We start from the raw sequence: 24,401 nt of genomic DNA on the forward strand, positions 1-24,401 counted from the left end.
ACGCACTTCTTTATGTTTTTTCAGCCAGCGAGGCTTCACGCTGTTGTTCTACAACTCTGTTTCTTCGTGCTAGTTCATCTCGTGCATATTGAGATTTTTGATGATTAACATCAATCATCCACTTCAAAAAGCTAACGGGCAATTGGGTGTAAGGTTCACCTTGGTGTAGTCCAAAGTCACAAATAGTCGTGTTGTTAGTCATTATATTTACTCCTATCACTTTGTGAGTTGATAATAACAAAAAAAAAGTGATTGATAAGGGGCTTTTTAAGTACCTTGCTAGGTTTAAAATTCATTAGAAAGAGTAACCGTGATGCACACTAGGGCACTCAGGCAATTAACTACCCATAACATGTTTAAAATTAAAATGTAAACAGTTGTAACTATGGTGTAATTGATTTGCTATGAATTGTAGCGTTAAGTACTTATGTATCGATTTATAAAATGAATAACACTACTCTATGACGCCTAATGACAATAAAAAATAGGAAAAATAATGAAGAAGCTTATCTTAGCGTCAATTTTAACTGCAGCAAGTTTTTCAACCGTAGCAACCATAGTCGAAATGCAGACGAGCCAAGGAACGATAGAAATTAACTTGTTTGATCAACAAACACCTAAAACAGTAGAAAACTTCCTAAGTTATGTTGATGATGCCGCCTACAATCAAACGGTTATACATCGCTCTGTTGATAAGTTTGTTATTCAAGGAGGGGGTTTTACTTTTTCTGATGAAATGGATCCAATTACAACTAAGCCTGCGGTAATAAACGAACCTGTTTATTCAAACGTTAAAGGGACAATTGCTATGGCAAAGCAGGGCGGTAATGAAAACAGCGCTACTAGCCAATGGTTTTTTAACATGAGTGATAATAGCCAAAACTTAGATTTGCAAAATGGTGGATTTACAGTATTCGGACAAGTCACTGCGCAAAGCCAAGAAACCTTAGATAAAATTGCTGCCTTAGTTCATTGTTCTCAGATGCCATTAGTTGGTGTTACTAAAGAGCAATGTTCAGATGAAAACTTAATCATTAGTAATGAAAACTTGGTATCAATTCAAAGTGTGGTTGTGCTTGATGATGATCCTAATTCAGCACAAAACTTAACACCAAAAGAGAATACATTAATTGATAACGTTGAAGTTACACCACCAAAAACGTCAGACTCTAGTGGCAGTATGGCATGGTTATTAGGTGCACTATTGCTAGTAGCACCTCGCTTAAAACGTGCTAAGTAAACTTTAAAAAAATAACGGCGAATTATTAAATTCGCTGTTATTTTTTAGTTTAAAAGTACACCCAGCAATAGCAAAAACCACATTACAAATACAGATAAGCAGCCTAGTAAAAATACTCTAAAACGGGCTCTTAAATGATTACTACCAAGGTGAATGAGGCTATGAATAATGCGTGTGGCTACAAATATACACGCCAATACTGCGATAGGGACACTTGCCATATTAAGCTGTAAAGCAAGTAAACATCCCGCATAAAAAAGCACAGGTATTTCAAATTGATTGCTAAAATTACGATCCGCTACTCTCACATGATCGCCTGCATTATCGAGGCGCATAGCAGCAAAGTCGCTTAACTGTATTTGTTTATTTTTAGCCGCTGCAAAACGACGTTTTCCCATAACCACCATAACAACTAATGAAAGTGTTACCTGCACAAACATGGCCATTATTATTATCTTTTCCATAACTTACCTTATTATTTTCTTTGAGTATTCGATTGTTATTCACAATGTGTTACATAATTAAGTGCTAATTAGTAGCATAGTATTAATTGATAGTGGTAGTTTATAGCTGATTTAGTCTTTTTAAAACGCTAATACCTTATTCTACGATAACGGATAAAACTAAAATGAAACACATCATCGGCTTAAGTGCAATTGCACTAGCAATATTAAGCGGTTGTTCAAATACCGCCACTCTTTCTCAATCACCACAAACCTCACTTTTATCACCAACGCTCGTTGTAAGCCCTAACGATAATCGTGAATATAAAACACTAAAGCTTGCTAACGATATTGAAGTGATTTTAGTCTCTGATCCAAGCGCAGAAAAATCAGCGGCTTCACTTAGTGTAGGTGTAGGTCTGTTACACGACCCAATGAGCCAGCAAGGTATGGCGCATTATCTAGAGCACATGCTGTTTTTAGGTACTGAGCGATACCCTGACACTAAAGGGTACTCCGATTTTATGACTAAAAACGGCGGCGCGCATAATGCTTACACTTGGCTCGATATTACTAACTACATGTTTAAAATTAATAACGATGCGTTTGATGAAGGCTTAGACCGCTTTTCAGACTTTTTTAAAGCCCCTAAGCTTTACCCAGAATACACAGAAAAAGAAAAAAATGCAGTAAATGCTGAATGGTCAATGCGTCGTGAAATGGACTTTTTCGGCCAATTTAAACTTGCACGTAAAATGATGGGTGAGCATCCGGCTAACCGATTCTTAATTGGTAACCTTGAAACCCTAGGCGATAAAACTGATAGTTCATTACACAAAGAAACGGTTGATTTTTATAATAAATATTACTCATCAAATATTATGAAAGTGGCGCTGATTTCGAACTTACCAATTTCAGAAATGCAGAAAAAAGCACAAAAATACTTTGCTGACATTGAAAATAAAAATATTGAAAAGCCAAGTGTTACTGCTAGCTTAGATTTTGATAATGCCGGTGGTAAACGTGTTTTTTACTCACCAAATGAAGACGTAAAACAATTACAACTCGGTTTCACAATTACTAATAACCAAAATGAATTTGCAGTAAAACCTAATCGCTTTGTTGCCTATTTACTTAGTAATGAAATGCCAGGTAGTCCAGCGCAAATATTACGTGATAAAGGGTGGGTATCTCAGTTATCAGCCTCTGCCTCTCCAAATCAATATGGCAACTACGGTTCTTTGAACGTGAATATAGAGCTGACTGATGAGGGTATGAAAAACCGCGAATCAATTGTCGCGACAATCATGCAATACATTGACTTGATTAAGCGTGAGGGCGTTAATAGTAAGTACTTTAATGAAATTCGCACTTCTTTAAATAATCAGTTCAAATTTTTAGAAAAGGGCGATGAGTTTAACTATGTCAGTGCGTTGACTCAAAGCATGCAAGATTACCCGTTAAACCATGCGATAAACGCACCGTACTACTATGCTCAATTTGATGCTGATGCGGTGAACAATGTACTTAAGCAACTTAATGCCGATACACTTCGCATCTGGTATATTTCTCAACAGGAAGATACAGATTCTGAGCTGCATTTTTACGATGGCAAATATAAAATTAACGATATTAGCGATGCAGAAATTGCCAGCTGGGAAAAACCAAGTGATTTTAATTTAGCATTGCCAAGTGTTAACAATTTACTACCAGAGAGTTTTGCTATTAAAACGCAAGCTTTTAAAGAGCAGAAGCATCCTGAGCTTAGCTATGATAAAAACGGCGTAAAAATTTGGCGCCAAGCAAGTCAGCAGTTTGCAGAGCAGCCTAAAGGTTTAGTTGAGGTGTATATCAACACGCAAACAGGTTTGCATGATATTAACTCAACCGTACTTTATTCTGTTTGGGCTGATCTGTATAACACTCAATTAAGTCAGTTACGAACTGAAGCTGCCATTGCTGGCATGAACGTTAATTTAAGCTCAAGTAATGGATTGGTGCTATCGTTAAGTGGCTTTACCGATAAACAAGATATTTTACTTAAACAAGCGTTAGCTGGGTTTGATGCTGAAATTTCAGCACAAGCGTTTAATCAAGCGATTGACCGTTATCAGCGAGATTTACTGAATCAACAAAAACAGTTCCCTTATGCACAAGCATTTGGTGAGTATTCAAAGCTGACTCGTACTGGCAGTTTCGATACAGAAGCGCTAATTAAGGCTGCAAAAACACTAACGCTTGCTGATTTACACGCTTTAAAGCAAAGCACCTTAGCGAATAATAACTTACGTGTATTTAGCTACGGTAACTACAACCAAAAAGACATTGATGCTATTGCTGCTGAGTTAGCGGCTATCTTACCAAGCAAACATACTCAAACGGAGTTTGCACGCAGTAAAGCGTGGTTACCGCAACCGGGTGAAGCGCGTGTATTACACAAAGATATTGATGTCGCCGATGTAGCTGTGGTCGATATGACCATTCACCCAACTCCTGGTTACAAACAAAAAGCACAGGCAGCTGTATTGCAAGGTCACTTTAGAACAATCGCGTTTGATAAAATGCGTACTGAAGAGCAACTTGCTTATGCAGTAGGCGCATTAGCGCGTCCTATTGAAGATTACTCAGGTATTGGTTTATTTATCCAAACACCAGTGAAAGGGCCGAAAGACATTCAAGTGCGCTTTGACAAGTTTAAAAAAGAGTACGCTTCTGAGCTTAATGCCATGAGTGAGGAAACATTTGCACAGCTTAAAAATGCAACTTTGGTTTCGTTAAAAGAACAGCCAAAGAATTTAAGCGACGAAATGAGTCCATTGATTAACGATTGGTATCGTGAAAACTTTGATTTTGATTCAAGACAAAAATTAATTGCAGAGGTGGAAAAAGTCACGCTTGCTGATATTAAAGATTACTACCAGCAAACAATGTTAAACCCAAAAGCAGCACGTTTAAATGTGCAGCTACGCGGCACTAAGTTTAATGATAGCGAGTTTGCTGATTTGCCAAATCAAACTAAAGTGACGAGTTTAGATGCTTACTACAGCGATATAAAATTGCAAAAGTAAGTTTGAAATTACTCTAAAACCAAAAAACCCAGTCATTGTTGACTGGGTTTTTTTAATGTCGTTAAATTATAGTATTGGACACCAAGGAGTTATTTTGAATATTGCTTTTAAAACTGAACGTTTACTTATACGCTTCGCACAAATAGCAGATGCGGCGGAGTTAGTTAAGTTAGTTAATCAGGCCAACTTTATTAAATACATTGGTGATAAAGGTATTTACACTTTAGACGACGCTAAAAAATACATCAAAGACAGTTTTATATCTGCCCACAAAGAACACGGTTTTGGGCCTTATATAATCACACTTCATGATGAAACGGTTATTGGTATTGTTGGTTTTTATCAGCGAGCGACTATGCAACATCCCGATTTAGGGTTTGCGTTAAAAGACGGCTTTGAAAAAAAGGGATATATTTTTGAAGCAGCTACAATACTTTTAAATAACAGACATAAATTAGGTATAAAAGATGTATGCGCAATTACTTCAACGGCTAATTTAGGATCTCAAAATGTACTATATAAACTAGGTTTTACTGAGGTAGGTAAGGCATTCATCAATGCTGATAAAGCCACTATCAAAGTGTTTATTTATGATTGAGTCTTGTTTTTTCAATTTCTTTTGCCGCAAGAATGTTGATTTGTTGCCACATTTTTTCAAGAGTCGCCACCAATGAATCATAGCCATCATCATCGATTGGCATAACAGATGAAAAATTATGGATGCTTAGTAAACGTCTACCTGATTCTGGGTGAGTGTAGTATAAACGCCATAGCCCTGAAATATCTGCATTACCTTGCAGATCACCGTTAAAGTGGTGTAGTTCGTATTCTAATTCGTAAAATGTTTGTTGCTGTTGGTCGGTAATGACCGGCAATCCTTTAATAACCATCCAGTTGGTCATGGTATTAAATAATGTTTGCTGCGCGCTGGCACTCAGCATAACATCAGGTGATTCCCCCCATAGATGATAATTAGCAGCATGAATTTGATTACTATCTACTTTCATCGCAATACCCCGATTATTCAATGCCCCTCTTAAGGTAACTGTTTGCACTCTGAGTTGTGCCTGTGTATCTTGCACATTACGAGAAGAGTCATTAATGGGTTGCTCAAACTGGTAATATTGAGTTGCAGTTTGAATAGCCGAACTACAACCACTGATAAAGAGCACACTTGTTAAAAGTAAAAATAGTGCTTTCATTATTGTTTCCTCGGTTGCGGGTCACTAGGCAGTGACTTATCAAAAATGAGCGTGTTAGGCTGTTCGTTTAAACCACGAGTAAGTGGTTGGAATTCTTCAGATAAACGTTTAATTTGTAGCAGTGTTTGTTCAAGCTGGTGGTGCATTTGAGATCCTGCTTGGTAGCTTGCCATTGTTTTATCGAATTGACGCATGGTTATTTCAAACTGTTCCATGCTTTTGGTTATTTTTTCGAGATTACGATTAAAGTCACCGGGTAAATTTTGGGTATCAGGTTTACTTAATAATATGCGCATCTCGCTGGCCAATGCCTGATACTCGCTAAAGGTTGTTTGCATTTTTGCCAAGCTGTCTTCAATTTTTAAATTATTTACTTTATTCAGTACATCAGACACTTGGTCAGCAAGCACGGTTATCCCGCTCGATACACTAGGAAATACATCATATTGAGCAAGCTTTTTAAGTTCGCTTTTAGGGGTGTCGGTATAAAAGTCAAAATCAACATAAACTGCACCGGTTAACAAATTCCCTGGCTTTAATGATGCCCTCATACCATTTTTTATCCACTCGATTATGCTTGATTTCCAATACTCTTTAGCTAAGGCGTTGTTGTGGTATAAACGTCCATATTCGACTTTGATCAATACAGGGACAGCGGTGTTTTTAGCACGAAAGTGAGCGGGTTTGCCATCTATTATTACGTTCGCGGGAGCTTCAACTACAGTACCTATGCGTGTACCGCGATATTCTACTGGCGCACCTACACGTAACCCACGAATGGATTGTTCAAATTCGATAAGGTAATAATCAAAGTCATAAAAGCGTTCTTCTAGAGCTTGTTTGTAACTTTGACTTAAAGAAAAGCTATGACCGTCTTTTGCCAAATCGCCGGGAGCTTGCTGGTCAGGTAGACCAACAGAAATACCACCTTTTAATAACTTGCTCAGTGAACCGGTGTTAATATTTATGCCATCAGCAGAAAGATCTATTTCTATTCCTGAGTTAACCCAAAAAATAGAGTTTAAGGTGATCAAGTTCTCGTAGGGAGCTTTAATAAAAATACCGTATTGCATTGCTTGGTTTTTCCAATCAAAGGTGGCGGTTTCTATTTGGCCTATTTTATAGTTTTTAAAAAATATGCCAGTACTCACATCGAGTACTTCTGCATTGTAACTGAGCAACTTAAAGCGTCCACCTTGTACATCTTTGCCTATTAATGCAGGCTCTTCTTGAAGTTTAAACTGCTTCTTTAATTGTTTGCTCTCGCCTGGTGAAAACTCTAAATAAACCCCTGAAAGTAAAGTACTCATACCAGTAATGCCGGTTTCATCTATGCGCGGTTTTACAACCCAAATGCTGGCATCTTCGGTAAGTAAATTATCGTAATTTTTATCTATTTGTGCCCGAGCTATTACGCTGTCTTGGCTGTCGGAAAGGCGTATATGATCTATTTGACCTATTTTTACACTACGCACTTTAATTTCTGTTTTACCAGCAATAATGCCCTCGGCTTGCGGCATAGTGATGTAGATTGTTTGCCCTTTATTTAATTGATACTGATAAAGCATCCAAATACCAACAAATAAGGCAACCGCTGGAATAATCCAAATCGCAGAAATCCGTGTTTTTTGTGCTACGTTGGCTGTTTTAGTCATGCTTTATTCTCTGCGTTTTTATTTTTAGGTGAATCCCACAGTAAACGAGGGTCAAATGCGTGTGCTGCCATCATTTGGCATAATACCATAACAGTAAAAAAGACGATGCCTAAACCCGGTATAACCGACATTAAGTTTCCTAACTGCACAAGGGCGACTAATATAGCCACAACAAATACATCAATCATAGACCACTTTCCTATAAATTCAGTTAGTTGGTACACTTTTGTGTAACCTTTTGTATAAAGGTTGGCGGGCTTTGTAACCATAATGCACAAAAAGCTTAAAATAAGCGCCTTGGCTAATGGCACCACTACACTTGCAAAAAATATAATCAGCGCAATAGGGTATGAGCCACTATTCCATAAGGTAATTACACCGGAAATAAGGGTTGCAGGAGTTTCATCCCCTAGGCTAATAGTGTACATAATGGGCAGTAAATTTGCTGGGATATAACAAATAAGTGAAGTAACTAACCATGCCGCTGCCTTTTGTACGCTGTAGGGGTTTCTTAAATATGTTTTACTATGACAACGAGGGCAGGTGGATTCGATACTTAGTTGGTGGCAAACATGACAGGCTTTTATATTGTCATCTATCGCACGCTCTATGCCAGCACTACCTTCAAGTCGAGTTGCAGGGCTTACCTGAGACCATAACCGGGCACGATTTAACCGTGTTAACGCACTAACATATAAAACTACAAATCCCACATAGGCAAAAAAGCTAGTGCCAAAACTAACATCAGCTAATGACATTATTTTAACCATACTAACCAAAACACCAATCAAAAATATTTCTGACATGATCCAAGGTTCAAGTGCCAGGGTAAATTTTAATAGTCTTCTTGCAATTGCTTGCGGAAGTGTTTTAAGTGCTCCTAAGTGCAATGGGATTAAAATAATGAGCAAGCTCATAGGTAAAATAATAATGCTGATATCAATAAATAGGCCAAGTAGGTCACTATCATAATTAAATAAAATACGAGCAGCGTCAGGTAGGGTAATCGTTTGGGTAATACCGTTGCTACTAAAAGAAATAAATGGATAAAACATACTGCTGAGCAACATCAGCAGTGCGCTGAGGCTCAGGGCGACTATTTCGATGTCATTATTAACATTAATACCGCGAATCTTATGGTTGCAGCGAGGGCACAGTGCGACTTGCTTTGCATCAATGTCGGGAATATCAATGATAAGATCACAGCTTGGGCAGGCAGTTTGCAAAATGTTAGCTTATAGTTAATTCAATAATTTAAATATTGCTATAATTAATAGCTAAATACAAACACTGCGGCTAAATTACTAACAATATAATAAGAAAAGTAACCCCAACAACTGAAAATAAAAACGGATTAGGTGATAGTGTGAAAGTGGTATTTTTATTAGCCTTAGTGTGTTTATGTGGCGATAGCTTGGCATTTGTTAAAGGTATTAATCAGCAGCGAGTTACTATTGCTGCTAACCCTACAGTTGCACCTTATGTAATAAGTGAAAATGATTCAGGTATTCAGCTCGAGATTGTAAAAGCAGCACTTAGTAACCAAAATATAAATAAGGTTGATGTGCAATATATGTCAAATCAGCGTGCCGATGCCTTATTGAATCGAGGGCATGTCGATATTGCATTAAATTATTCGGGTATTTTAATTACTGGCATATATCGAAGCCAATCTGTTGTCAGTTATGAGAATGTAGTGGTGAGTCTTAAAAAGAGTAACTTCACTATTAATACGATTTACGATCTGGCCACTAAAAGCGTTTTAGCATTTCAAAACGCACCCGCTTATTTACCAAAAGAGTTTGGCCACAACTTAGAGAACTTGAGAGGGTACGAAGAAGTACTTAATCAACAAGCGCAGATTCACCATTTAATGGCAGGCTGGGTTGATACGATTATTCTCGATAGACGCATATTCCTTTACTACTTAAAGGAATATCAAAAAACCAATGCCACAAAAGATTTTGTTATCCATGCTATTTTTCCATCTGCGGCAAGGCCTGCGTACTTTAATAATGATTTGCTGAGACAGCAGTTTGACAAAGGCTTAGCCAACATAATTCAAAGCGGTGAATATCGCACCATAATGCTTAATTTAGATAAACAATATACTCAGCGCGACTTCACTCGTTTTTAGTTGTTAATCAAATAACGCCACGGTTTGGCGAGTTAAGGCTATAAGCTCTCCTGATTGCGACCAAATACAGCCATCTTCAAGACCATACCCATCTTTTGAATGATGAGTGATTGCTTCAAACCCCAGCCATTCACCTGGCGCTAAGTTAGGCGCTTGTACAAACTCTAAATACCACGACATGCTACTTGCCGGTGCTGGTTGTTTAAACATTTGCAGCAATGTTGGCGGCCATGCGTCAGTAAGAGCAATAACATGGGCTTCAGTAATTTCTTCTGGCGCATGTTTAAAACGCATCCAACCACCTAAATGAGAGGTCTCAGCACTGCTAAACGGCATGGCTCCTTGTTGAGGGCACAAATCAACATGTTGAAAAAACTCTGGCATTTGCCCAGGCACAAACCCTAAGCAGTGACGTTCGTTCACAGGGTGTAAGCTTAGCGACTTTGATACCGGTACATTAATTGATGAATTACGATTTTTAGCAAAACAGGCCTGCACAATTACGCATACTGAATCATCCTGAATTGCTTTGGCGAGCACTTGGGTGCTGCTTTTCCCTTCACGTAATATTTCTACCGACAAAGAAAATGGCTTTTCAGCCAACAAAGGGCCTACAAAGTTTGTGCTTAAAGAAAGCAGTCGTCTTGTTGAATCAACTTTATTGCGCATTGCTTGATAAAGAAGCGCCGCAGAGAGTCCGCCAAAAGCCGTTCTACCTTGGCACCAATTAGCAGGGAACTGCATAGTATTGGTTTCTGGGCCTGTTTTCTGACTTACTTGAGAGGCGAGTTGTAATAATTGTTCAAAGTGCACAAATAATGTCCTTTTGATGTTATTTACTAAATTTATATCACACACAAACTCATCAGACCAGATAATAAAGGTCCTCTTAAATAACAAAAAATGAGCAATCCTTACTCTTTTTAGGGTTATTTAGTAAATAAATTAAAAAAAATGAATTTTTTTTCATTTTTACAGTTGAATTAAGTTTGTAGCATCCCTATTAACTAGTCATCGAACGTATTAACGAATTTAGAAGTTGGAGAAGATTCATGGGTAGAATTATTGGAATCGATTTAGGTACTACTAACTCTTGTGTTGCAGTACTTGATGGTGACAAAGCACGTGTTATTGAAAATGCGGAAGGCGATCGCACAACCCCGTCTATTATTGCTTACACGCAAGACGGTGAAACGTTAGTAGGTCAACCTGCAAAACGTCAAGCGGTAACTAACCCAACAAACACATTGTTTGCAATTAAGCGTTTAATTGGTCGTCGTTTTGAAGACGAAGAAGTACAACGTGATATCGGCATCATGCCTTTCAAAATTATCAAAGCTGATAATGGCGACGCATGGGTTGAAGCGGGCGGCGAAAAACGCGCTGCACCACAAATCTCTGCTGAAGTACTGAAAAAAATGAAGAAAACAGCTGAAGACTTCTTAGGTGAAGAAGTAACTGAAGCGGTAATCACAGTACCAGCATACTTTAACGATTCACAACGCCAAGCAACCAAAGATGCTGGCCGTATCGCGGGTCTTGAAGTAAAACGTATTATTAATGAGCCAACGGCTGCAGCTCTTGCATACGGTATGGATAAAAACCGTGGCGAAAACGTAGTAGCGGTATATGACTTAGGTGGTGGTACTTTCGATTTATCAATCATTGAAATTGATGAAGTTGAAGGCGAGCACACATTTGAAGTTCTAGCGACTAACGGTGACACTCACTTAGGTGGTGAAGATTTCGATAACCGTGTTATCAACTACTTAGTAGCTGAATTTAAGAAAGATCAAGGTATTGATTTACAAACTGACCCACTTGCTATGCAACGTGTTAAAGAAGCAGCAGAGAAAGCAAAAATTGAGCTTTCATCAGCACAATCTACAGAAGTAAACCTTCCGTATGTAACCGCTGATGCGTCAGGCCCTAAGCACATGAACGTTAAACTAACACGTGCTAAGCTTGAGTCACTAGTTGAAGACTTAGTAACTAAGTCAATTGAACCGCTTAAACGCGCACTTGCTGATGCTGACCTATCTGTGAACGATATCAACGATATCATTCTTGTGGGTGGTCAAACTCGTATGCCACTTGTTCAAAAAACAGTAGCGGAATTCTTCGGTAAAGAGCCACGTAAAGACGTTAACCCTGATGAAGCAGTTGCAGTAGGTGCAGCGATTCAAGGTGGTGTACTTGCTGGCGACGTGAAAGACGTACTATTACTAGACGTATCACCATTATCTCTAGGTATTGAGACGATGGGTTCAGTAATGACGGCACTGATTGAGAAAAACACTACGATTCCTACTAAGAAATCGCAAACATTCTCAACAGCAGAAGATAACCAGTCTGCGGTAACCATTCATGTGCTACAAGGTGAGCGTAAACGTTCAAGCGACAATAAATCTCTAGGTCAATTTAACCTAGAAGGTATTCGCCCAGCACAACGTGGTACACCACAAATCGAAGTAACATTCGATGTGGATGCTGACGGTATCTTACATGTATCTGCTAAAGATAAAGACACAGGTAAAGAGCAAAAAATCACTATTCAAGCATCTTCAGGTCTAAGTGATGAAGAAGTTGAAAAAATGGTTCGTGATGCAGAAGCACATGCTGAAGACGATAAAAAGTTTGAAGAGTTAGTAGCTGCACGTAACCAAGCTGACGCACTTGTTCACGGTACACGTAAACAAATTGAAGAAGCGGGTGATGAACTACCAAGCGAAGACAAAGAAGCGATTGAAGCGGCTGTTGTTGACCTTGAAGGCGCTATTAAGAGCGACGACAAAGCAGAAATTGAAGCTAAAACACAAGCACTTGCTGAAAAGTCTCAAAAACTAATGGAAATTGCCCAAGCTAAAGCACAACAAGCGGGTGGTGATGCCGGTGCAGAGCAACAACAGTCTGCTAAGCAAGACGACGATGTTGTTGATGCAGAGTTCGAAGAAGTTAAAGACGACAAGTAATTGTTACTAACGCTTCTCGCTAACCGAAAACACCATGACTACATTGTGTGTTTAAGTTAGGATGAACACCTGAGGCGCGTAGGCTAAAGCTTAACGCGCCTTTTGCATGTAAGAGATGCAAGTAAAGTGCTTTAAAAATTCAATGATAAATCGATATGATTTATCGGTTTGTCCAGCAGCTAGCGCTGCACATAGAAAAGAGTAGTGTGATAGATATGTCAAAACGCGATTATTACGAAGTCCTCGGCGTAAGCAAAGATGCGAGTGAGCGAGACATAAAAAAAGCGTATAAACGCTTAGCGATGAAATATCATCCAGATCGTACCGCCGGTGATAAAGACCTTGAAACCAAGTTTAAGGAAGTAAAGGACGCTTATGAAGTGTTAACTGACTCGCAAAAACGTCAAATGTATGACCAATACGGCCATGCTGCCTTCGAACAAGGTGGTGGCGGTGGTCACGGTGGCTTTGGTGGCGGTCAAGGTGATTTTGGTGATATTTTTGGTGATGTATTCGGTGATATTTTTGGAGGCGGCGGTGGCCGACGCCAATCTCGCCAGCAGCGTGGTTCAGATTTACGTTACAACATGGATTTAAGCTTAGAAGAAGCGGTTCGTGGTAAAGACGTTGAAATTAAAGTACCGACTTGGGTTAGTTGTGACCCGTGTGATGGCAGTGGTGCCAAAGCGGGTTCTAAGCCAAAAACATGTACAACATGTCACGGTGCTGGCCAAGTACAAATGCGCCAAGGCTTTTTTGCCGTACAACAAACATGTCCAACATGTCATGGACAAGGTCAAATTATTTCAGATCCTTGTAACAAATGTCATGGCCAAGGCCGTGTAGAGAAAACCAAAACACTATCGGTAAAAATTCCAGCAGGTGTTGATACAGGTGACCGTATTCGTTTATCTGGCGAAGGTGAAGCTGGTATGCACGGCGCACCAGCAGGTGATTTGTATGTTCAAGTGTCGGTTCGTGAACATAAGATATTTGTTCGTGAAGCGAACAACTTATACTGTGAAGTGCCTATTAGCTTTACTACAGCAGGCCTTGGCGGTGAAATTGAAGTGCCAACATTAGATGGCCGTGCGAAACTTAAAATACCTTCAGAAACACAAACGGGCAAAATGTTCCGTATGCGTGGTAAAGGTGTTAAGTCTGTACGTAGTGGTGCTCAAGGTGACTTAATTTGTAAAGTGGTGATTGAGACACCTGTGAATCTTAACGAGCGTCAACGCGACCTGCTTACTGAACTTGAAGAAAGCATGGGCAAAGATAGCTCAAAAAATCGTCCAAAAGAGCAAGGCTTTTTTGATGGCGTTAAAAAGTTTTTTGATGACCTGACTAAGTAATTATTAGGGTTAACAGAACTTAGGTAAAAACGGCGCTTTTTTAAGCGCCGTTTTTTTGTTTAATATGGTAAGTTATCAGAAATTTATTAAGGACAATATCAGATGACCCCTGCAATAGAACAGCTAAAAAAATCCCGAATTAAATTTGATATACTCAGCTATGAGCACGATGTAAACAATACTAATTATGGCCTTGAAGCAGTTGAAAAGCTAAATCTTAATAGCGCTCAAGTATTTAAAACATTGGTGTTAGAAACCTCAGAACAACAACTAATTGTTGCTGTGACGCCAGTTACTCAGCAGATTAATTTAAAGCAATTGGCTAAGCTCTGTGTAGTAAAAAAAGTAATGCTGGCAGAGCCGCAAAAAGTACAGGCAAGTACAGGATATATTTTGGGAGGCGTTAGTCCTCTTGGACAAAAAAAGCGCTTAAAGACCTACATACACTCAAGCGCATTAGACTTTGATACTATTTATGTGAGCGCAGGTAAGCGAGGACTTGAAATTACACTCAGCCCAGCATGCTTAGCTGAGCTTATTCAAGCTTCGTTTGGTAATTTCTAATGCTGACTTAATTATCAAACTTGCGTCGTGTAAATAAAACTGATTATTTGCTTCAACAGCTTTAGTTAACTAATGTAAATACTACCTATAGCAGTTTTTGTTAATTCATTTTAATGAAGATTTGTTTGTACCTACTTTGGTTAATCATTCGTATGAGAATATTAGTTGTTGATGACATGCCATTAATGCGTCATGTGCTCATTAATATGTTGAGGCAGTTAGATTATAAAGACATTGTTGAAGCAACCGATGGTCTGCAAGCGTTAACTATACTTAAAAATCAACTTATAGATTTGGTTATAACAGATCTACATATGCCAAAAATGGATGGCCTTACCCTACTGGATGCTATTAGAAAGGATACTGAGCATGCTCAGCTCCCCGTACTTATGGTGACTTGTGAAGACAGCTCTGAGACTGTAAAAAAGATAATTAATGCAAAGGTATCAGGGTTTATTATAAAGCCCTTTAGTATGAATGTGCTGTCAGCTCAATTAACACGTTTAGCTAATAAAGTTTAATCGCACAATATTTTTAATCTAATTACTTAATAAACATAACTCTGATTATTAATTCCTACGCCCATCAATTTCTTTTCTATCATGTGATAGCATATGCTATTAACTAATCAAAAAGTAATGATTGAGGAAGTATGGCTAAGCCCAATAAAAAAGGGCCTACAAAAACGGTCGATATATTTTGTTCTGCGTGTAAGGCACCGTTATTCAAATACCGTAAAGGGGGGAAAGGTGCTTTAGTAAAATGCTTTATAGAAAGAATAACCCAAGATCACACCCATACTGAATGCGTATGTCCAGGCTGTGAGCGGCCTTTTGCTCGCCCAGCGACTATAAGAGGGACTGCAGCTTATAAAATGATAGGTGGTAAAGTCACTTTTAAATAAAGTAGCTATTTAACCCAAACTATCAAGAGGCGGACATAAGCCCTTGTTTGCTTTTTTTTCACTGGTAAACTTCGCTGGTTTTGCTGTTTCAATGATTGAAAAAAACCCTCCCCATGGATTGGGCCAGTCAGTTGGGTTTTAAAATGGAAAAGGATAGACGTGTGATTGCACTTTTATTTGATATTGTTGGTATGAGTGGCACTTTTTTAGTGGTTGGTTCGTTTTTTTTACTGCAACTAAATAAAGTATCGCCAAAAAGTTTGACGTATAATTTAATGAATTTAAGTGGCGCTATTTTGTTACTTATTAGTCTTTGCTATAACTTTAACTTAGCGAGTTTTGTAATTGAAATATTCTGGATCGCAGCCTCATTAATTGGTTTGTATAAGTACTTCAAAGACAAGCCAGCGCTTGCAAAAGCGTAGATTAAGCTAAAACAGCATCCCCTTGCAGGGAATTAAACCGTGAGATATTTTTAGTTTCACGGTTTTTTAGTTTTAATACACTTGTTAACAAAAAGTTTCTTCTGCAAAGACCTATAAATCGATACAATAGTGGCTATTACTTATTATTGGCACCTTGGTGTCATAGGCGTTTATGTTCTCCATCCCTAAAAAAATTATTTTTGCTTGTATTCTGTTAGTGCTGTTATTAGTGGTTACATTTTCATTTGGCCGTGCTTATGATTTAGGCCAAGCTAAAATTCAAGCTGACCAACAGGTCATTCAATTAAATAATTATATTGATAATGAACTCGCGCGCTTTGCAGCTATTCCTCAGCTCCTTACTGAAAATAATTTATTGATTCGTTTTACTAATAATGAATCACAACACTTCAATGCAATTAATAATTACTTGGCTGATATTCAACAAGCCAGCGGTGCCTCAGATGTATATATATTAGATACTCATGGCGACGTTATTGCCAGTAGCAACTGGCAAACCGACTATACGTTTTTAGGGAGCAACTTTGCATTCCGGCCTTACTTTAAACAAGCTTTTGCCGGAGAAAAGGTCGCCTACTTTGCTCTTGGACAACGCTCGAAAGAACGCGGAATATACTTCTCGCAGGCTATTTACCAAGATGGCAAAGCCATTGGCGTTGTGGCACTAAAAATTAATGTGGCTAAATTTGAAAACGATCGTTCGTTATTAAATACTTCAAAAGGCAGTCATTTTTATTTACAGCTTGCGGATAAAATTATTGCTATGTCAGATGAGCCAGCATGGCGTTTAAACACGTTTACAGAGCTTGATATTACTACACGTCGCGATATTAAACAGCGCCGTGCTTACTTAGATCATCAACCGTTACAAATAAAGCAGCAGCGCTACAAAAGTCAGGGCATTGAGCAATTTAAAATTGCTAAAGATGAATATGTTGCCGCTTCAAGACCACTGACACACCTAAATGCAACCATGACGGTATTGGTTGATATTTCAAGCATAAATGCATTACAGGTGCCCAGATTGTTATGGCTGGTGTTGTTTTATTGGGTATTTATTTTTGTCGGATATAGCTTATTGGCACGCTTTGCCGGATATAAAAAATTACTGTACTCGCGTCACAGTTTAGAACTTGAAGTATTAGAGCGCACCCAAGCGCTTGAAAAAGCGCAAACAGCACTAGTACAGTCGGCAAAATTAGCCACAATAGGGCAACTAAGTGCGGGTATTAATCATGAAATTAACCAGCCACTGAGCGCCATGAACACTTATTTGGCAAGCGCTAAAATTTTCCTCAAAAAGGGGAAACTCAATGCATTAAGTGAAAATTTAATTATTATTGAGAATTTGGTAGAGCGGGTGCATAAAATAGTGGCGCAGCTTAAACACTTTAGTAAGCCGGCGACAATGCAATTGCGACCACATCCACTGTCGGCGTTACTAAACAATGCGTTGATGATCACCCACCCGCAACTTAAACAAGACGATGTTAACGTCAGTGCTCCGCAGTTTTCGCAAGAGATCACGGTGTGGGTTGATGCATTAAAATTTGAACAAGTACTGGTTAATGTGATCACCAATGCGTCACAAGCAATGAAAGGTGAGCCTAAACGAGAGCTTAGTTTCGATGTTGAGTGTTTTGAGGAGCGCGTTAAGCTTTCTATTTTAGATAGTGGTCCAGGTATTGAACACCATGTGCTGGGATCTATTTTTGAACCCTTTTACAGTACCAAGTCAAGTAATGGTTTAGGGCTGGGCTTATCAATATCAAAGCAAATTATTGATTCATTTAATGGTTACTTAACGGCGCACAATCGCCCTCAAGGCGGTGCACAGTTTATTATTAGTTTATCAAGCATAGAGGCCCCAAAAAATGATTGAAGCCGTTGTTTGTAAGCAAGTGGTTGTTATTGATGATGAGGCGATGATCCGTGATTCGTTAAATCAGCTTTTAACCCTCGAAGGGTATGAGGTGCAGTGCTTTAGTGATGCGAGTATTGCTTTAAGCCGTTTAAGTCGCAATTTTTATGGCGTTGTCCTCAGTGATATAAATATGCCAACTATGGATGGTTTAACTTTTATTGAGCAGGTAAAAGCATTCGACAGTGAACTTCCGGTAATATTTTTAACAGGTTATGCCGATGTTTCTGTGGCGGTTAGAGCAATGCAGTTAGGTGCTTATGATCTATTTGAAAAACCCCTGAACGAAAATTTATTAGATTGCATTGCTAGGGCCTCAGACAAACGTGCTTTAGTTATGGAAAACAGAGCTCTGAAGCGTGCGGTTGAAAAGACCTCCGCGCCCGGTGTGCGCATTTTAGGCGAGACCCTTAAAATGCAGCACATGATGAACTTACTCAACACAGTGATTGATACACCCGCAGATGTATTAATTGAAGGTGAAACTGGAACAGGTAAAGAATTGGTTGCCCGTTACTTACATGATCATAGTAACCGTTCAAGCTGTCAGTTTGTGGCTATTAACTGTGGCGCGGTGCCTGAGCAACTAATAGAAAGTGAATTGTTTGGTGCTGTTAGTGGTGCATATACCGGCGCAACACAAGATCGCAAAGGCAAGTTTGAGTTTGCACAAGGCGGCACGGTTTTTTTAGATGAAATTGAAAGCACTCCCTTGTCACTACAAGTTAAATTACTACGGGTGCTTGAAGAGCGAAAAGTTACCCCTGTAGGGGCAAATAAAGCCATTGACCTTGATATTCGTATTGTTGCGGCCACCAAGGTCGATTTACTTTCGTTAGTAGAAAAAGGTGAGTTTAGAGCCGATTTATATTATCGATTGAGTTTAGTTAAAGTGAGTATTCCCGCATTAAGAGATAGAAAAGCCGATATTCCTTTGTTGTTTAAGTACTTTAGCTCTATTGCGGCCACTCGTTTTCATAAACCTTTGGGTGCGCTTAATATTGAGTTACAACAGCGCCTACTTGCGCATGATTGGCCTGGCAATGTTCGTGAATTAAGAAACCAGGCTGAACGAGCGGTATTACTTGGCCCCGATCTGGCTTTTGCACAGAGTGACTCAAGCAGTAGTGGCTCTTCGTTATCATTGGATTTAAGCCTTGCAGAAAAGGTCAGCTTTTATGAACAGTCTTTAATTGAAGAAGCCTTAGAGCTTAATCATGGCAGTATTAAAGACACCATGGCAACGTTGCAAATCGCGCGCAAAACCCTCTACGATAAAATGAGTAAATATAACCTTAATCGAGATATGTTTACCGATTAGTGGGTGGAAATGGTGAAAGTAGGTATTTAAAGTGTGTGGAAATCCGCACATTTCAAAGCTTTTTATCATGGTTTTATTTTTTAAGTCACTGAAATTTATTGTTATTATCTAGTTGGTCATGTTCTTGCTCTACAGTTGTAGACAACAAGTAACATCACATAATTAGGATACATAATGAAAAATAATCTATTCCAAGGTTCAGTACTTGCTGCGTTATGCAGTGCTGCCACACTACCTGTAACAGCGTTTGCTGCAGATTACACTGTGTATGGTAAAGCCGAAGTACAAATTGCCAACACCGATACTGGCATTATGCGTTACGCAGATGAAGGCACACAAATAGATGCCCCTTTTTCGCGTATTGGTATTAAAGGGGACCATAAATTAAATGAGTATTTTACTGCCGTATTTAAATACGAGGTTCAAGTAAAAGGTTTTGAACACGACGATACCAATGAGCCTTTTGCAGCACGTAATACTTACCTTGGCCTAAAAGGTGCGTTTGGTGAAGTGGTCGTAGGGCGAAACGACACTCGCTTTAAATATTCAGAAGGCAAGCTTGATAACTTTAACGAAACCCAAGCAGATATTTCACAAGTTATTGCCGGACAAGACCGATTAGGCGACACCATTACTTATACCTCTAAATACTGGCACAATGCACAGTTTTCATTTACCTATGCGCCAAAAGATGACAACAAAGATAACGAAGCAGGATTTGCGGCAACCCTGATTTATGGTGACCGTAGTTTAAATAAAACACCTTACTCTATTTCAATTAGCCATGTTGACTCACTTAATAACATTAAAGCAAGTCGTGTTGCAGGCGTGTATAAATTTGAAAAGCTAAAATTAGGTGCGTTATACCAACATTCAGAATCAATTGATGGTACTAAATCAGGGAATGGTTATGTGTTAAGTGCAAGTTACAAGCTCGATAAATGGGTTCCTAAAGTACAATTTGCAAAAGATGATTCAAAACTACGTCAAGCATCAGACGCTACTCAGTGGACTACTGGTGTAGACTACATCTTTGATAAGCAAACTACCGCTTACCTTTTATATACTGACCTCGACCTAGAAGAGAATGCTGATAACAGTGTTGCGCTTGGTCTTAAATATAAATTTTAAAGGCTGTTAATATGACAAAACGTATTTTAGAAAATAACGCCAATAAAAAGCCGTTTATGCAATGGCTGTTGTTGTTACTTGGTCCATGTGTAATGTTACTGACCTGCTTAGTTGAGCCGCCAGTAGGAATGTCGGTTGCTGCTTTTAAAACTGCAGGCTTAGCATTTTGGATGGCGTCGTGGTGGGTAAGTGAAGTTGTGCCCATTCCTGCTACCGCATTACTTCCTTTAGTGATTTCGCCTATCGTAGATATAGCGGCTATAAAAAGTGTTGCAGCTCCTTATGCGCATCCATTGATCTTTTTATTTTTAGGCGGTTTTTTAATATCAATTGCTATGGAGCGTTGGGGGTTACACAAGCGTATTGCATTAAGAACTATGCTTTATGCAGGTAAAAAACCAAGCTTACAAATTTTAGCCATGATGTTAGTGACTGCATTTTTATCAATGTGGATGTCTAATACCGCTACCGCAGTAATGATGTTGCCTATTGCCTTATCTATCACTCATTTAGTTAAAAGCTCAGATCCTAGTAATGAGGGGTTTGGTAAAGCACTTTTACTATCTATTGCTTATGGTGCGAGTATTGGTGGTATTGCTACTTTAATTGGTACTCCTCCGAATGCATTAATGGCTGCATACCTATCAGATAGCTACCAGATTGAAATTGGCTTTGCCCAGTGGATGATAGTTGGTGTGCCATTAGCACTTGGCATGTTAATCATCAGCTGGATTTGGCTAACTAAATTTACCTACAAAGTTGATGCGAATGTACAAGCAAACAAGCGAATTGATACTAAAGCGGTATTCTCTTCGCAGCTAAAAGAATTAGGTGAAATGCAACGTGCTGAAAAGGGCGTGTTGTTTGTATTTGCGTTTGCAGCTATTTGTTGGATATTTAGACCATTACTAGGCGATGTAACCGGCCTTAAAATTTCAGATACGGGTATTGCTATTGCAGCGGCATTATTATTATTTGTACTACCTGCAAATAAAGGCAGTGATGAGCGAATTTTAGATTGGGAAAGTGCAGCTAAAGTACCTTGGGGTGTGTTGCTTTTATTTGGGGGTGGCTTGACGCTAGCCTCGCAAATTAAATCATCTGGATTAGCTGTCTACATTGCCAACATGATTGAGGGTGCCAGTGCAATTCCTTTAGTTATGAGCATTCTTGTGGTGGTGGCACTCATTACTTTCTTAACGGAAATTACCAGTAATACGGCAACAGCCGCAGGCTTTTTACCATTGCTGGGGCCTGTTGCTGAGTCAATAACTGGCAGTCCGTTAGTGTGGGTTATTCCAGCTGCGATTGCGTGTAGTTGTGCGTTTATGATGCCAGTAGCCACACCACCCAATGCGATTGTGTTTGGCTCGGGTGAAATTAAAATGAAAGACATGATCCGTGCTGGCTGTGTGTTAAATATTGTCGCTATAGTTTTAATTACCTTAGTAACAATGACCATAGCAGCCCAGGTTTTTGGCTTTTAATAACCCACTTTAATCAACTAACAAAACAGATAACCGATGCACATAAAAGCTGTGCATCGGTATGAGTTCCAACCAACCTTATGAGTGTTTTTGCAACGCTTTTCATTATGTTGCAAAATCACTCTTTATTGCTCGTGTAACAGATCAAGGTTATAGTCTTGAAAACGTTATAAATCGAGTAGCCTATTTTGACCACTGATACATTATCTACAGGGACTTTGCGTTCACAATTTAATGAACTAAAGCACTCTTTTGAAAACACCCCTTACTTACCCATTGAGCAACGCCTTGCTTTACTCAAGAAAGTACGCGCTAACATTGTAACGCTAGAGCAAGACTTAATTGCTGCAGTATCTAAAGATTTTGGTTACCGAACGGCCTTTGATACCTTAGTAGGTGATATTTTGCCCACCATGCAGGGGCTTGCACATATTATTAAAAAGTTACCTCGCTGGTCTAAGCCTAGTCATCGCAGCGCGGGGTTAAGCTTATGGCCCTCAAAAGTAAGTGTAACCTATCAGCCTATTGGCGTGGTGGGTGTGATTGCACCGTGGAACTATCCTATTCAATTGGCATTGGTGCCGGTCATCACCGCGATTGCAGCGGGCAACAGGGTTATGCTAAAGCTCAGTGAATTTACGCCTAATACCAATGCGGTTCTTGAAAAAATATTTATAGGTGAATTAAGCCAACACTGCACCATTATTCAAGGTGGCAGCGAGGTGGCGAGTGAGTTTTCATCATTACCCTTTGCACATTTATTATTTACTGGCTCAACAGCGGTCGGTAAGTTGGTCATGGGCGCAGCGAGTAAAAATTTAACACCAGTCACTTTAGAACTAGGCGGAAAATCGCCAGTCATTGTGTTAGAAAAAGCAGACGTAAATAAAGCCGCTCGTGCTCTATTATTTGGCAAAATGGCCAATGCAGGGCAAATATGTGTGGCTCCTGACTACGTATTTGTTCCTAAAGCACTAGAACATCAGTTTATTAAAGCTTTGTGCACACTTTATAAAAAGCACTTTAAGCAAGGTGTTGAAGGGAAAAACCTGACCTCTATTATTAGTCCAGCTCATTATCAACGTCTGCTAGGTTATTTAGAACAAGCACAACAACAAGGCGCTAAAATAACAAAGCCACTTGAGCAAAATCAACAAGATGCTGAAAAACACCGGATGGGTCTGCATATTGTGACGCATGTCACCGACGAGATGCAATTAATGCAAGAAGAGTTATTTGGGCCTATTTTACCGATTATGAGTTATGACAAATTAGATGATGCGCTTAATTATATTCGACTACGCCATCATCCATTAGCGGTTTATATTTTGGGCCAAGACAAGCAAGCGCAACAGTACATTATTAAGCAAACACTTAGCGGAACCGTTGCCGTTAACGATACATTAATACAAGTAGCTGCCGATGATGTACCATTTGGCGGGGTGGGTCATTCAGGAATGGGGCATTATCATGCTAAAGAAGGCTTTTTAACCTTTAGCCATGCAAAAAATACCTTAGTATCAGGCTCGTTTAATCCGCGTATAGGTTTATTACTTAAACAAAATAAATTACTGATCAAAGTGCTAAAGTGGCTTTATGTAAAATAGCCTGTAGTACTTAAAATAAAAAAGCTGAATGAATCACTTCATTCAGCTTTTTTAGTTATTCTTTTGGCTTAAAACATTCGCCCTTCACCCGCATAAGTACCCGCTAAAATTTTATTATAAATAGCATCGGCTTTTTCTTTAGCCTCAGCGACTTCCTTAGGGAGCATAGTGCGTTCATCAAGTTTACGACTGTGACTAGCTTGCATATTACCGTTATACTCAGCAATGGTATTCCACACATACGACATTTCAAGGTTTTTTGGCATTCCTAAGCCTTCGAAATACATCAGTGCTAAATTAAATTGTGCAAGAGTGTAATTATTTGCGGCGGCTTTTTCATACCATGTTCTGGCGGCTTTATAATCTTGGCTCACGCCATCGCCGTTGGCGTACATTACCCCTAAATTATACTGTGCAGCAGGAAGGTTTTTATTGGCTGCTTTCTCAAATAAGCTAATAGCCATTTGTTTGTCTAACTTTACGCCATTGCCTTCGTCATACAATACTGCAAGTGCAAACATCGAATCTACATGATTCTTTTTAACTGCTTGTTGATAAAGCTCTGCAGCTTTGTAGTAGTCGCGAGTAACTCCATGTCCGCCCTCGTACAACTTACCTAGTTCGTAAATACCTGGGGCATAGCCTTTGTCTGCAAGGTAATTAAACTCTTTTAGTGCTTCCTCAAATTGCCCTGCGTTTGCAGCTATTATGCCTTCCTCAAGCCCTGCATAAGCATAAGGTGTAGCAAGTATAATGCCCGCAAAGAACATTGCTTTTAAATTAGACTGTGACATATGCATGTCTCCAAATTAGTTATCGTTGTTGGTAAGCATCATAACGATTAATCATTTACTTCTTACTCGAGTAGCTAATAAATTATGAGCTAAATCAATAACGCCAACGTTTATAAATTAGATATACAAACGTATTAACAAGTAGCTTTAACTA

At 39.1% G+C, this 24,401-nt stretch carries 22 protein-coding genes; 15 read left to right on the top strand and 7 right to left on the bottom strand.

What is annotated here, in order from left to right; translation table 11 throughout:
- Positions 1-10: 10 nt before the first annotated feature.
- The gene (locus tag PUND_RS17275) at positions 11-202 is read right to left on the bottom strand and encodes a hypothetical protein (protein ID WP_010389030.1); all 192 of its coding nucleotides are present in this window, start codon (positions 200-202) and stop codon (positions 11-13) included.
- A 294-nt stretch (positions 203-496) separates the two neighbouring features.
- On the opposite strand from PUND_RS17275, the gene PUND_RS17280 reads away from it, so the two are divergent.
- On the top strand, positions 497-1,240 hold the full coding sequence (locus PUND_RS17280; RefSeq protein ID WP_010389028.1) for a peptidylprolyl isomerase: 744 nt from the start codon (positions 497-499) through the stop codon (positions 1,238-1,240).
- A 44-nt stretch (positions 1,241-1,284) separates the two neighbouring features.
- Here the strand turns inward: PUND_RS17280 and PUND_RS17285 are convergent, their stop codons facing one another.
- Positions 1,285-1,704, bottom strand: coding sequence for an MAPEG family protein (locus tag PUND_RS17285; RefSeq protein WP_041709321.1), 420 nt, complete (start codon positions 1,702-1,704; stop codon positions 1,285-1,287).
- A 164-nt stretch (positions 1,705-1,868) separates the two neighbouring features.
- Here PUND_RS17285 and PUND_RS17290 point away from each other — a divergent pair, with 164 nt between their 5' ends.
- Together PUND_RS17290 and PUND_RS17295 are read left to right on the top strand one after the other, a co-directional pair.
- Positions 1,869-4,751, top strand: a complete 2,883-nt coding sequence (locus PUND_RS17290; RefSeq protein ID WP_010389025.1) for an insulinase family protein — start codon at positions 1,869-1,871, stop codon at positions 4,749-4,751.
- A gap of 55 nt (positions 4,752-4,806) precedes the next feature.
- The gene (locus PUND_RS17295) at positions 4,807-5,349 is read left to right on the top strand and encodes a GNAT family N-acetyltransferase (protein WP_010389023.1); all 543 of its coding nucleotides are present in this window, start codon (positions 4,807-4,809) and stop codon (positions 5,347-5,349) included.
- Here PUND_RS17295 and PUND_RS17300 read toward each other — a convergent pair.
- The 3 genes from PUND_RS17300 to PUND_RS17310 are packed head-to-tail and all read right to left on the bottom strand — an operon-like array spanning position 5,336 to position 8,834.
- Complete coding sequence (locus tag PUND_RS17300; protein WP_010389022.1) at positions 5,336-5,953, bottom strand: PqiC family protein; 618 nt, start codon at positions 5,951-5,953, stop codon at positions 5,336-5,338. The genes PUND_RS17295 and PUND_RS17300 overlap by 14 nt on opposite strands.
- Entirely contained in the window at positions 5,953-7,608 is a 1,656-nt protein-coding gene (gene pqiB, locus PUND_RS17305) for an intermembrane transport protein PqiB (RefSeq protein WP_010389021.1), read from the bottom strand. Before pqiB ends, PUND_RS17300 begins: the two co-directional genes overlap by 1 nt.
- Complete coding sequence (locus PUND_RS17310; RefSeq protein WP_010389020.1) at positions 7,605-8,834, bottom strand: paraquat-inducible protein A; 1,230 nt, start codon at positions 8,832-8,834, stop codon at positions 7,605-7,607. The genes pqiB and PUND_RS17310 overlap by 4 nt, the downstream gene beginning before the upstream one ends.
- Positions 8,835-8,974: 140 nt before the next feature.
- On the opposite strand from PUND_RS17310, the gene PUND_RS17315 reads away from it, so the two are divergent.
- The gene (locus PUND_RS17315) at positions 8,975-9,745 is read left to right on the top strand and encodes a substrate-binding periplasmic protein (RefSeq protein WP_010389019.1); all 771 of its coding nucleotides are present in this window, start codon (positions 8,975-8,977) and stop codon (positions 9,743-9,745) included.
- Between the two features lie 3 nt (positions 9,746-9,748).
- Here PUND_RS17315 and PUND_RS17320 read toward each other — a convergent pair whose 3' ends face one another.
- On the bottom strand, positions 9,749-10,558 hold the full coding sequence (locus tag PUND_RS17320) for a thioesterase family protein (protein WP_010389018.1): 810 nt from the start codon (positions 10,556-10,558) through the stop codon (positions 9,749-9,751).
- 239 nt (positions 10,559-10,797) lie between these two features.
- Here PUND_RS17320 and dnaK point away from each other — a divergent pair, with 239 nt between their 5' ends.
- The 11 genes from dnaK (at position 10,798) to PUND_RS17375 (ending at position 23,453) form a co-directional block, all read left to right on the top strand.
- The gene (dnaK, locus tag PUND_RS17325) at positions 10,798-12,717 is read left to right on the top strand and encodes a molecular chaperone DnaK (RefSeq protein WP_010389017.1); all 1,920 of its coding nucleotides are present in this window, start codon (positions 10,798-10,800) and stop codon (positions 12,715-12,717) included.
- A 215-nt stretch (positions 12,718-12,932) separates the two neighbouring features.
- On the top strand, positions 12,933-14,072 hold the full coding sequence (dnaJ, locus tag PUND_RS17330) for a molecular chaperone DnaJ (protein WP_010389016.1): 1,140 nt from the start codon (positions 12,933-12,935) through the stop codon (positions 14,070-14,072).
- 102 nt (positions 14,073-14,174) lie between these two features.
- Positions 14,175-14,636 (top strand): Cys-tRNA(Pro) deacylase, encoded by a 462-nt coding sequence (ybaK, locus tag PUND_RS17335; RefSeq protein WP_010389015.1) that lies wholly within the window; start codon positions 14,175-14,177, stop codon positions 14,634-14,636.
- A 152-nt stretch (positions 14,637-14,788) separates the two neighbouring features.
- Positions 14,789-15,157, top strand: a complete 369-nt coding sequence (locus PUND_RS17340) for a response regulator (RefSeq protein WP_010389013.1) — start codon at positions 14,789-14,791, stop codon at positions 15,155-15,157.
- Positions 15,158-15,288: 131 nt separating this feature from the next.
- On the top strand, positions 15,289-15,540 hold the full coding sequence (locus tag PUND_RS17345; protein ID WP_010389011.1) for a hypothetical protein: 252 nt from the start codon (positions 15,289-15,291) through the stop codon (positions 15,538-15,540).
- Positions 15,541-15,701: 161 nt separating this feature from the next.
- Entirely contained in the window at positions 15,702-15,965 is a 264-nt protein-coding gene (locus PUND_RS17350; protein ID WP_010389010.1) for a CBU_0592 family membrane protein, read from the top strand.
- A gap of 172 nt (positions 15,966-16,137) precedes the next feature.
- Positions 16,138-17,868 (top strand): sensor histidine kinase, encoded by a 1,731-nt coding sequence (locus tag PUND_RS17355; RefSeq protein WP_010389009.1) that lies wholly within the window; start codon positions 16,138-16,140, stop codon positions 17,866-17,868.
- Positions 17,861-19,228 carry a sigma-54-dependent transcriptional regulator gene (locus tag PUND_RS17360; protein WP_010389008.1) on the top strand — a complete coding sequence of 456 codons (1,368 nt, stop codon included), beginning with the start codon at positions 17,861-17,863 and terminating at the stop codon, positions 19,226-19,228. Before PUND_RS17355 ends, PUND_RS17360 begins: the two co-directional genes overlap by 8 nt.
- Before the next feature lie 174 nt (positions 19,229-19,402).
- Entirely contained in the window at positions 19,403-20,359 is a 957-nt protein-coding gene (locus PUND_RS17365; RefSeq protein ID WP_010389007.1) for a porin, read from the top strand.
- 11 nt (positions 20,360-20,370) lie between these two features.
- Positions 20,371-21,846 (top strand): SLC13 family permease, encoded by a 1,476-nt coding sequence (locus tag PUND_RS17370; RefSeq protein ID WP_010389006.1) that lies wholly within the window; start codon positions 20,371-20,373, stop codon positions 21,844-21,846.
- Between the two features lie 188 nt (positions 21,847-22,034).
- The gene (locus PUND_RS17375) at positions 22,035-23,453 is read left to right on the top strand and encodes a coniferyl aldehyde dehydrogenase (protein ID WP_010389005.1); all 1,419 of its coding nucleotides are present in this window, start codon (positions 22,035-22,037) and stop codon (positions 23,451-23,453) included.
- Between the two features lie 68 nt (positions 23,454-23,521).
- On the opposite strand, the gene PUND_RS17380 is transcribed toward PUND_RS17375, so the two are convergent.
- On the bottom strand, positions 23,522-24,247 hold the full coding sequence (locus PUND_RS17380) for a tetratricopeptide repeat protein (RefSeq protein WP_010389004.1): 726 nt from the start codon (positions 24,245-24,247) through the stop codon (positions 23,522-23,524).
- Between the last annotated feature and the right edge of the window lie 154 nt (positions 24,248-24,401).

Origin of the sequence: Pseudoalteromonas undina (assembly GCF_000238275.3) — a bacterium.
Classification (GTDB): Bacteria; Pseudomonadota; Gammaproteobacteria; order Enterobacterales; family Alteromonadaceae; genus Pseudoalteromonas; species Pseudoalteromonas undina.

What these genes read in the sequence shown, in the direction of transcription:
- PUND_RS17295 (WP_010389023.1), top strand. Translation starts at nt 4,807, where the DNA reads ATGTCGTTAAATTATAGTATTGGACACCAAGGAGTTATTTTGAATATT.
- PUND_RS17275 (WP_010389030.1), bottom strand. Translation starts at nt 202, where the DNA reads ATGACTAACAACACGACTATTTGTGACTTTGGACTACACCAAGGTGAA.
- pqiB (WP_010389021.1), bottom strand. Translation starts at nt 7,608, where the DNA reads ATGACTAAAACAGCCAACGTAGCACAAAAAACACGGATTTCTGCGATT.
- PUND_RS17340 (WP_010389013.1), top strand. Translation starts at nt 14,789, where the DNA reads ATGAGAATATTAGTTGTTGATGACATGCCATTAATGCGTCATGTGCTC.
- ybaK (WP_010389015.1), top strand. Translation starts at nt 14,175, where the DNA reads ATGACCCCTGCAATAGAACAGCTAAAAAAATCCCGAATTAAATTTGAT.
- PUND_RS17300 (WP_010389022.1), bottom strand. Translation starts at nt 5,953, where the DNA reads ATGAAAGCACTATTTTTACTTTTAACAAGTGTGCTCTTTATCAGTGGT.
- PUND_RS17365 (WP_010389007.1), top strand. Translation starts at nt 19,403, where the DNA reads ATGAAAAATAATCTATTCCAAGGTTCAGTACTTGCTGCGTTATGCAGT.
- PUND_RS17355 (WP_010389009.1), top strand. Translation starts at nt 16,138, where the DNA reads ATGTTCTCCATCCCTAAAAAAATTATTTTTGCTTGTATTCTGTTAGTG.
- dnaK (WP_010389017.1), top strand. Translation starts at nt 10,798, where the DNA reads ATGGGTAGAATTATTGGAATCGATTTAGGTACTACTAACTCTTGTGTT.
- PUND_RS17285 (WP_041709321.1), bottom strand. Translation starts at nt 1,704, where the DNA reads ATGGAAAAGATAATAATAATGGCCATGTTTGTGCAGGTAACACTTTCA.
- PUND_RS17345 (WP_010389011.1), top strand. Translation starts at nt 15,289, where the DNA reads ATGGCTAAGCCCAATAAAAAAGGGCCTACAAAAACGGTCGATATATTT.
- PUND_RS17370 (WP_010389006.1), top strand. Translation starts at nt 20,371, where the DNA reads ATGACAAAACGTATTTTAGAAAATAACGCCAATAAAAAGCCGTTTATG.
- PUND_RS17280 (WP_010389028.1), top strand. Translation starts at nt 497, where the DNA reads ATGAAGAAGCTTATCTTAGCGTCAATTTTAACTGCAGCAAGTTTTTCA.
- dnaJ (WP_010389016.1), top strand. Translation starts at nt 12,933, where the DNA reads ATGTCAAAACGCGATTATTACGAAGTCCTCGGCGTAAGCAAAGATGCG.
- PUND_RS17380 (WP_010389004.1), bottom strand. Translation starts at nt 24,247, where the DNA reads ATGTCACAGTCTAATTTAAAAGCAATGTTCTTTGCGGGCATTATACTT.
- PUND_RS17290 (WP_010389025.1), top strand. Translation starts at nt 1,869, where the DNA reads ATGAAACACATCATCGGCTTAAGTGCAATTGCACTAGCAATATTAAGC.
- PUND_RS17360 (WP_010389008.1), top strand. Translation starts at nt 17,861, where the DNA reads ATGATTGAAGCCGTTGTTTGTAAGCAAGTGGTTGTTATTGATGATGAG.